Consider the following 8,273-nt stretch of genomic DNA (forward strand, 5'->3'; position numbering starts at 1 on the left):
CATATTGTGCTTGCTTTATCAAATGAATGGATAGCTTTGTATGCCATAACCAGGGAAAAGCGTTTATGAGAGTTTTTGTTACAGGGGCAACCGGACTCATCGGAAGAGAGCTTCTTCATCAATTGTCGACTCAAGGTTACCAGATCAATGCATTGTACAGAAGTGAAGAAAAACGGAGGGACCTTCTGCATCTTCCAGTTCATTGGATAAAGGGATCTGTTGAAGACGCTGCTTCTCTGCAAACAGGAATGCAGGATTGTGATGCCCTTATCCATGCTGCAGCTTTTGCCGGTATTTATGCTCCGGTTCAACAGATTATGGCTGTCAACTACCATGGAACCCGCCTAGTTTTTGATGTGGCACGCCAACAGACCATAAAAAAAATTGTATATGTTTCCTCTGCTGGCGTATTAGGGCCTTCAGGAAATGGTATTACCGATGAAACTTCTGTCAATGGTTCATTTTACGCCACCCCATACGATAAGATCAAAGCCTTAACGGAAGATCTTGCTCTGGAATATGCCAGAAAAGGACTACCGGTTGTTATTGTGAATCCCACCAGACTTTACGGCCCTGGTTTGATGAACGAAGCCAACAGTGTTACATTACTTATTCAGAAATACCTGCGCGGCCAGTGGAAATTTATACCTGGCAACGGCAAAGCAATCGGAAATTATGTTTTTATTTCCGATGTGGTCCAGGGCATCCAACTGGCTCTGGAAAAGGGAAAGCATGGCGAAAAATACATTCTCGGAGGAGAAAACATATCCTTTAATGATTTTTTTGAGATGCTCGGAAAAATTTCCGGAAGGAAACATCCCATGATCCATATCCCATATCCCGTTATGATGAGTGTATCCTCCCTGCTTCTGGCCTGGGCTGTGATTACCCGCACCAGACCTCCGATTACCCCCGGCCTCATCAGAAAATATGTTCAGAACTGGAATGTTTCAAGCAGCAAAGCCATCAGAGAACTTGGCTACCAGCCAATTTCGCTCGAAGAAGGTTTGCATTTAACTATCAACTGGCTTAAAAATCCGTCAACTTATGCCTGATAACCGAACCATATGTACACTGATTACCGGAGGAAGCGCCGGTATAGGAAGAGCCTTTGCTGAAATTTGCGCCCGGAAAGGAATGAATCTTTTTCTTGTGGCATTGCCCGATAAGGATCTTATTGAAACAGGGGAATTTATCCGCAACCAATGGAAGGTACACGTTGAAACCTTAGGAATCGACCTTACGGAAAAAGATGCTCCCGAAAAGGTTTATCAATATTGTATTGAACATAATCTGAAAGTGAACATCCTGATCAATAATGCCGGAAGAGCTGGCACTGCCATTTTTGAAGAATCTTCCCTGCACTATTCGGATGAACGCATCCTTTTAAATATCAGAGCTCTTGTTCTTCTTACCCGATTGTTTCTTCCCATGCTGAAAGAATCTGAAAAGTCATTTATTCTCAATATTGCCAGCCTTTCCGGATACTATCCCATTCCTTACAAAACAGTTTATTCTGCCTCCAAAGCATTTGTCATTCGTTTTTCCCTGGCCCTTGCCGAAGAGTTGAGAAATTCTTCTGTGCAGGTTAGCGTGGTATGCCCCAACGGCGTGGAAACAAATCCTGGTACTTACGGAAGAATCAGGGCACATGGGTTCTGGGGTGATCTCAGCAAAATTGATCGTTTTGAACTTGCAGATTATACCCTCGACAAAATGTTTCGCGGAAAAAACATCATTGTTCCCAAATGGATCAACAGATTCTTCCTTTTCCTGGCTAAAATAACACCATTAACCTTTCAGATGAGATTACTCAGGAAAGAATTTGAAAAAGAAGTTAAGGTAAGCCGCTGATGTTAAGCCTCCCCAAAAGTACTGAAATCACGTGGAAGATGAATTTCCTGAGGTTTGATGTTTAATACGGGTATATTAGACTGGTTGATCAGCTGATGGGCATAACTCCCGAAAAACAAATTGGTAAGGGCCGACACTTTTTCCGTCATGATAGCAATCAAATCGGCCTTCACCTTCGTGGCATATTCCAGTGTCATGTCAGCCGGATTGTCCCCGAAAGCAGTACTGCGTTGATACTTGATTTTTGCTGACTCCAGAAATTTAATCACCTGCCTCGTATAGGCTTCCAGCTTCTGCGAAACATGCTGACTCTTTGATGCACTTAATGTAAGTACGTACACTTCACTGCCAAAAGCCATGGCAATCCGGGAAGCGAGCACTACTTTTTGTCGGGTTTCCGGAATATTGTCAATTGGTAAAACAATCTTTTTTATGTCGGAGGAAGCCAGGTCCCTGCGTATGGTTATAACAGGCCTGTCGGTTGCCGAAATAATTTTCAGGGCATTGCTCCCTATGAAAAGCTCTTCAAAACCCGAAGCACCATGCGTTGAAGTAATAATCATACTTTCTTTGTATGAATGAGCCTGATTCACAATCTCTTCATAAACTTTCCCTTTTTTAACAATATAGCGTAACCGCGACTCATTCCCCAGAAACTTGCTGTATTCTTTAATTATCAGTTCGAACTTCTTCTCGGCCAGTTTCTTTTCTTCCAACTGGGGACCGGCGTAAATTTCACTGCTTTTCATTTGCACATAAACCATCTGAATGTTTACATGCATCTTTCGCGAAAACAACAGGGCCATCTCCAGCCCCTTTAATGAATGTTGCGAAAAATCAATGGGAACAATCAAATTCTTCATAGGATTCTTTTAATAATTGCATTAAAGATACAAACTTTTTCACTCTGCATCCCTCATTGAAATATCATGAATATTATTTTATTTTGGCTTTTATACTTAAAATTGATATACCATGCGTGCAAAAGCAATACCTATCTTTCTCGTTTTTCTTATTATGGGCTTCGGAGATGCTGTTGGCCCGTTTGTTGGACTGGCAAAGGAAACTTTTCATCTTTCCAATACAGTTGCGCAGTTGATTCCCTTTGTTGGCTTCCTTATGTTCGGACTTTTGTCGGTTCCAATGGGTATTTTTCAGGACCGGAAAGGAAAGAAAACGACCCTTCTGCTGGGACTTTTAATGGCATTTGCAGGATTAACCATTCCTGTATTTACCATATCAAGCTATCTGCTTTTTCTTGTAACAATAGTATTGCTGGGTGCAGGAGCAGCTATACTTCAGGTTGCCGGAAATCCGGCTATGCACGATGTAAGCCCGGAAGGTTCCTTCTCAAGCAACCTTTCCTTTGCCCAGTTTATCAAAGCAATAGGTTCTCTTTCAACAGCATTTCTTCCTGTTATCTTTAAGAAATACTTCAATCTTAGCTGGACGGAAGTCTTTCCGGTTTATAGCATTACCATTCTTCTCACTATCGTGGTTCTTCTGTTGGTCCATTTCGATGAGAAAAAAAATTCCGGCTCAGGTGCAGCCAGTTTTTCTTCCTGCCTTTCCCTTCTGAAAGAACCCTTCGTGCTATGGATGGTACTTGGAATATTCTTTTATGTCGGAGCAGAAGTATCGGTAAGTTCAGGTGTTCCTATTTATCTTCGAGACCGTTTTGGCATCGACATCCAGAAATCAGGGCTTGCCGGTACCGGCTTGTTTTTTCTTGCCCTTATGACTGGTCGCTTCCTGGGAGGAATCATCCTACGGATTATATCTCCGGCAGTGTTCCTGCGTATCACTTCCTTTATTTCGGTAATCGGGCTGCTGGGTCTTCTGATCAACAATAGCGTTGTTTCTTTCGTTAGCGCAATTATTATCGGCCTTGGCTTTGCCAACATTTTCCCTCTAATCTTTTCTATTGCCATCGACCGGATGCCTAACAGAAGCAATGAGCTGAGCGGACTTATGGTTACGGCAATCCTTGGTGGCGCCCTTATTCCAATTGTTATGGGAGCTGTAGCTGACAGCACCAGTTCTATGATAGGTTTTATCGTGCCCCTTCTCTGTATATTCTACATCGGATGGCTTTCGTTAAATCTCCGTAAACTATGATTGATATTTTCAGCGATCGCCGGACTGTTATGACACTGGATGCCGGAGGCACCAATTTTGTGTTTTCGGCCATCAGAGGTGGAGAAGAAATTGTAGAACCTGTCCGACTCCCATCCAACGCGCATGATCTGAACCTTTGTCTCCGGTCAATCTTTGAAGGCTTTGATATAGTTTACAAAAAACTTTCCTCAAAACCGGATGCCATCAGTTTTGCTTTTCCGGGACCTGCCGATTATCCCTCAGGAATTATTGGTGATCTTGGTAATCTGCCCTCTTTTAGGGGCGGAATCCCTCTCGGACCCATGCTGCGGGAACATTTTAATATTCCTGTCTTCATCAATAACGACGGCGATTTATTTGCCTATGGCGAAGCTATTGCCGGCTTTCTGCCCCTGATCAACAAAAAACTTCGGGAAGCAGGCAGCTCTAAGCAGTATCACAATCTGTTCGGAGTTACCCTGGGAACAGGATTTGGAGGTGGTATCGTATACAACGGTGAACTTTTCCTTGGAGATAACGCTGCGGGAGCTGAAATATGGCTCATGCGCCATAAAAACGGACATACCTTTGTCGAAGAAGGTGCAAGCATTCGTGGCATTCGTAGAGAATATTCCCTTGTTGCTGGTATTCCTTTTGATGAAGCTCCCGAACCAAAAGATGTCTTTCTCATCGCCAGGGGAGAAAAGGAAGGAAACCAGAAAGCAGCAATTAAAGCTTTTGAAAAATTCGGACAGGTTGTGGGCGATGCCCTCGCCAATGCTATCACTCTTATTGACGGACTGATTGTCATCGGTGGCGGACTGGCAGGTGCCAGCGAATTCTTTTTGCCTGCCCTTGTAAACGAAATGAATACTCTGTTTACTTCCTTCAACGGCCAGCCGGTCAACCGTCTTGAAATGCAGGTTTTTAATCTTGAAGATGAAAAAGAATTTACCATATTTGCAACCGGAAAAGAAACAGAAATTTATTTGCCTGGAACACAGCAAAAACTGAAGTATGATCCAATGAAAAGAATAGGTGTGGGCCTTTCGATATTAGGTACCAGCCGGGCTGTTTCACTCGGAGCTTATGCTTTTGCCCTGTTCCACATGAATAAAACAAATCAGGACTTTTAAACTGATGTTACCATGAATGAAGCAGTAGTAGGCATTGACATCGGAGGAACTTTTACCAAATTTGGAATAGTCGATCGCGAAGGAATTGTGTATGGAGAGAGCTCCATTCCTACCGATTTTACTGATGATGTAAACCTATACGCCAGAGATTTGCATAAAGCAGTTATGGCTCTTTTTAATAAAGTGCCCCAACAGCTGATCCTCAAAGGAGTTGGTATTGGTGCTCCGAATGGAAATTACTATAAGGGAACCATCGAATTTGCCCCAAATCTCCGCTGGAAAGGCATTGTTCCTCTGGTTGAAATTTTTAAAAACCTCTTCCATCTGCCCGTGGTACTCACCAATGATGCCAATGCCGCTGCCATTGGTGAAATGATCTTTGGCGCCGCCAAAGGGATGAAAGACTTTATCGTTATAACTCTGGGCACCGGCCTCGGAAGTGGAATCGTTGTCAATGGCGAACTTGTTTACGGACATGATGGCTTCGCAGGCGAATTAGGTCATACCATTGTTAAGCTGAACGGACGAATGTGCGGATGCGGGCGCCGTGGTTGTCTCGAAACCTATGTATCAGCTCCGGGAATTAAACGTACTGTTTTCAAACTCCTTTCTGACACCCTGTATAAAAGCGATCTTCGCCGATACAGCTGGGATGAGCTTACTCCGGAAATGATTTCTGAAGCGGCAAACGCAGGAGATCCTGTGGCTACAGAGGCTTTTGAATATACCGGAGAAATTCTTGCCTCCAAGCTGGCCGATGCTGTTGCCCATACAAGCCCCGAAGCTATTTTCCTGCTCGGAGGCCTTGCTAATGCGGGAGATCTTATTTTTATCCCTACCCGAAAATTTTTCGAAGAGAAACTGCTTGCTATCTATAAAAACAAAGTCAAAATTCTGCCTTCCGGTTTGGCCGATAAAAATGCAGCCGTGATGGGTGCCAGCGCACTTATTTGGAAGGAACTGGAAAAGTTACTTTAGTTGCTTTAATTACCGCAGCTAATGGACAATTCATTCCTCTCCTGAAACACTGGCAAACAGATATTTAAGGCCTCATAAAAATAAGAAAAATACAAGAACATCTTGGGTAATATTCCTCTTGCCTTTCATGGTTGTTTAAAATATAGATAGATATGTCCAGAAATTTCCGCTTCACCAGAAACTGTTATTATACTCGGGTAAATGAAAATCCTTTTATTACAATAGGACTCCAGGTCCTTAGTTTAAACTTGTTAGAAGAATTTCAAATCAAAGTGTTTGCTTAAAAAATGATCGTTTAATTTAAATCGTAGGTATATTTCCTGATTTACGTATGTCCCTGGTTTACATCCTCAAGAAAGTTTTGTGAGATTTCTTGATCAGTCCAAGATATTTCACAGCTCCTCATAGTCCCGCAAAAACCAGAAGAAGGCGTAATGTAACTTTGTTTCTGTAAAATTAGAAAAGCCACGGCTGAAAAAAATACTTATAATAGTGTTAAACATTAAAACAATCAGCCATGGCAAGAAAAGTGAATAAAATTACAAAAGATTTTTCACAGGAGCTACAAGATTTAATAGGAGAGACAAAAAATCCGGGAATATTGGGCAAGATAATAGAGATAGGATTGCAAAAGATAATGGAGTTAGAGCGGGACGCCCACATAGGAGCTGAGAGTTACGAGCGTACAGGGAGTCGTAAGACTTACCGTAATGGATATAAACCCCGGAGATTAAATACGCGGGTTGGCAGTATAACATTACAGATACCACAGACTCGAGACGGGGAGTTTTATCCGAGCATATTAGAACGTTACCAGCGAAGTGAGAAGGCGTTGGTGATAGCGTTAGCTGAAGCTTACGTTAATGGGGTATCGACCAGGAAGATGAAAAAGATCACAGAGGAGTTATTAGGGAAGGAATTTTCATCGATGACCATAAGCCGGTATGCAGAGGAGTTAGATGCAGAGCTTAATGCATGGAGGGATAGGCCATTAAAAGAAGAGTATGTATATGTCATAACAGATGCTCGTTATGATAAATGCCGTGTTGGGGCGCAAATAATTGACGTTGCAATTTTCACTGCCATTGGGATAGACTCTCAGGGATATCGTCGTATTCTTTCTTTGGATGTAAGTTGGGGTGAGAATAATACAAGCTGGGAAGAATTTATAGGGGATTTAAAAGCGAGAGGACTAAAAGGTGTAAGATTGTTTATCAGTGATGATCATCCTGGGATAAAGCATGCGATAAAGAAGCATTTTCCGGGCACGCCATGGCAGAGATGTCAGAGGCATTTTCTAGTGAATGCTATGGATAAAGTACCGAAGCGTTATCGGGACAGGGTACATGATGAGCTAACAGAGGTATGGTCGAGTAATACCTGGGAGCAGGCGAAAGGCAGGCTTGAAGGAATGGCGGAGAGATGGTCAGGAGCATTTGAGGAGTTTAGTAATTTTATATCAGAAGAAGGCTGGGAGACGTTAACAGTATATAAAACTTGTCCAAGAGAACACAGGAAAAAACTTCGTACCAGTAACATTATGGAACGTGTCAATCAGGAGTTTAAGCGCCGGGGACGTGTTGTAAGGATCTTTCCCAATCCCCAGAGCTGTATCAGGTTGTATGGAGCAATAGCCAAAGAGTGGGATGAGGACTGGATAAGCGGGAGGAGGTATATGGAAATGGAACCTCTCTGGATATGGGAAAAAGAAAACGCTCCGAAGGAAGAGGAGCATGCTCCTCTTCCTTCGGATACTTCTCTTAATGTCAAAAATTTAATCGTGGCTTAAATGATTTTACAGAAAAAAAGTTGCACAACTGAAGAAGGCCTTAGGACAGAAGAATCCGAGAGTCTTAAAACAGCTTTTCTTGACAACATGTCATATGGCGGTTTAACACCCTATTTTCTGGACATTTTTAAAAAATTGCATTAAAAATTGCACGAAATGGCTATCCCTTTGGAACAGTTAAAAAACGATATATAACAGAGTGACGATAAGGAACTTCCGGAGCAATTAGACATGAAGGGAATTTTTCATGATTAGGTGTATCAGGATAATATTGTGCCTCTAAACATATACCATCATAAGGTTTATAAAAATCGCCGCTCTTTCCAGGTTTGTCTGAATTTAGAAAATTCCCTGTATATAGAATGAATCCAGGCAAATCAGAAAACATTTCAAGTACTCTGCCCTTGTGTGGGCCAAAA

8 protein-coding genes are annotated in these 8,273 nt (G+C 42.4%); 6 read left to right on the forward strand and 2 right to left on the reverse strand.

Annotated features, from left to right (window positions below; translation table 11 throughout):
• The first annotated feature begins 65 nt into the window (after positions 1–65).
• The gene (locus tag GX419_10965) at positions 66–1,055 is read left to right on the forward strand and encodes an SDR family oxidoreductase (protein ID NLI25213.1); all 990 of its coding nucleotides are present in this window, start codon (positions 66–68) and stop codon (positions 1,053–1,055) included.
• Positions 1,048–1,854: an SDR family NAD(P)-dependent oxidoreductase gene (locus GX419_10970; protein NLI25214.1), complete on the forward strand. Its 807-nt coding sequence runs from the start codon at positions 1,048–1,050 to the stop codon at positions 1,852–1,854. Before GX419_10965 ends, GX419_10970 begins: the two co-directional genes overlap by 8 nt.
• A gap of 2 nt (positions 1,855–1,856) precedes the next feature.
• Here the strand turns inward: GX419_10970 and GX419_10975 are convergent, their stop codons facing one another.
• Positions 1,857–2,717 (reverse strand): universal stress protein, encoded by an 861-nt coding sequence (locus GX419_10975; GenBank protein ID NLI25215.1) that lies wholly within the window; start codon positions 2,715–2,717, stop codon positions 1,857–1,859.
• Positions 2,718–2,829: 112 nt separating this feature from the next.
• Here GX419_10975 and GX419_10980 point away from each other — a divergent pair, with 112 nt between their 5' ends.
• The 4 genes from GX419_10980 (at position 2,830) to GX419_10995 (ending at position 7,854) form a co-directional block, all read left to right on the forward strand.
• The gene (locus GX419_10980) at positions 2,830–3,972 is read left to right on the forward strand and encodes a sugar MFS transporter (protein ID NLI25216.1); all 1,143 of its coding nucleotides are present in this window, start codon (positions 2,830–2,832) and stop codon (positions 3,970–3,972) included.
• On the forward strand, positions 3,972–5,087 hold the full coding sequence (locus tag GX419_10985; protein ID NLI25217.1) for an ROK family protein: 1,116 nt from the start codon (positions 3,972–3,974) through the stop codon (positions 5,085–5,087). Before GX419_10980 ends, GX419_10985 begins: the two co-directional genes overlap by 1 nt.
• A gap of 12 nt (positions 5,088–5,099) precedes the next feature.
• Positions 5,100–6,065, forward strand: a complete 966-nt coding sequence (locus tag GX419_10990) for an ROK family protein (GenBank protein ID NLI25218.1) — start codon at positions 5,100–5,102, stop codon at positions 6,063–6,065.
• A 517-nt stretch (positions 6,066–6,582) separates the two neighbouring features.
• Positions 6,583–7,854: an IS256 family transposase gene (locus GX419_10995; protein ID NLI25219.1), complete on the forward strand. Its 1,272-nt coding sequence runs from the start codon at positions 6,583–6,585 to the stop codon at positions 7,852–7,854.
• A gap of 160 nt (positions 7,855–8,014) precedes the next feature.
• Here GX419_10995 and GX419_11000 read toward each other — a convergent pair.
• Positions 8,015–8,273, reverse strand: a 259-nt coding sequence (locus GX419_11000) for a galactose-1-epimerase (GenBank protein ID NLI25220.1), incomplete at its 5' end; no start/stop codon positions are given.

The organism is Bacteroidales bacterium (genome assembly GCA_012517825.1).
Taxonomy (GTDB): Bacteria; Bacteroidota; Bacteroidia; order Bacteroidales; family JAAYUG01; genus JAAYUG01.